The sequence below is a fragment of the Enterobacter sp. CFEC122 genome, assembly GCF_052983755.1.
Window position 1 is genome coordinate 1 of the sequence record NZ_JBRIQR010000125.1, and the last position, 952, is coordinate 952.

Here is a 952-nt window from a genome sequence, read left to right on the forward strand (position 1 = left end):
GCTGCGATGCTTTTCAGCCTGCTGCTGATGAATAACGGAAGACTGACCATTATTCGCCTTCTCGTGCACAACAGCGGCTTTTTCATGCTCGTTCATTTCTGAAAATGACGTTGCTGATTCGTTGGTGGCCCCTGGTTTGCCTTTCATCATTTTTTTATGCATCTCCGCCATGTCCTGGTGGGCAGAAGCGTTGCCGTTTTGCATCATTTCATGGGACATTGCAGCCTGATCGTGTCCGCTCATATCCATCATTGTCATACTGTCTCCCTGAACAGCGCTTTTTTCAGAGGTTGACTGCATCTGATGGGCGGGTGCCTGGGCATTATTTACCTGGTCATGCATGTTCATTGTCTCTGCAGCCATGGCGGATGAAGCGACAGCCATAATGGCAACAAATGATACAAGGATCTTTTTCATGGTTGGGTCTCCGGTGTTTTCATACCCAAACAATCAACGGCTTATAACAGAGAAAGCATTTGATCTCAGGGCGGGTTATTCATCACTCCAGGAACCAGGCGATTGCGTTATCACTCTGCTCCTGATTTATGTATGATTATAAAAAACCGCCTCTGTTTATCGCGTGACTGAATGATGACAATTTTGTCACCTTCCAGGTTTCTCCTGAAGAACGGGATTAATCCATTAACAGGCGCACACTGAACACAATTTCCCGCCCCTGCTGTTCTGCTGACAGCTCGCCGCCATGAGCATGAATGATCGACCTTGTAATTGATAATCCCAGCCCCGCGCCTTCCGTGTTGTGGACCCTTGATGAATCAGCTCGATAGAACCGATCAAACAAACGTTCCAGATTAGCGGGAACCTGGCCGGACATCGTATTCGTAATCATCACGTTCACACAGTCACTGTCACGCTCAAGGTGTATCGCTGTACAGGTGTTATCGGGAGAATACTTGATTGCATTGGAAAGCAGGTTACTGAAAGCACGTCG

General features: G+C 47.7%; 2 protein-coding genes. Both read right to left on the minus strand.

Annotated features, from left to right (window positions below):
* Positions 1–417: hypothetical protein (locus tag ACVCAM_RS26425; protein WP_048986461.1), on the minus strand; the 417-nt coding region annotated here is incomplete at its 3' end.
* A 217-nt stretch (positions 418–634) separates the two neighbouring features.
* The coding region (locus ACVCAM_RS26430) for an ATP-binding protein (protein WP_114078680.1) at positions 635–952 on the minus strand (318 nt) is incomplete at its 5' end.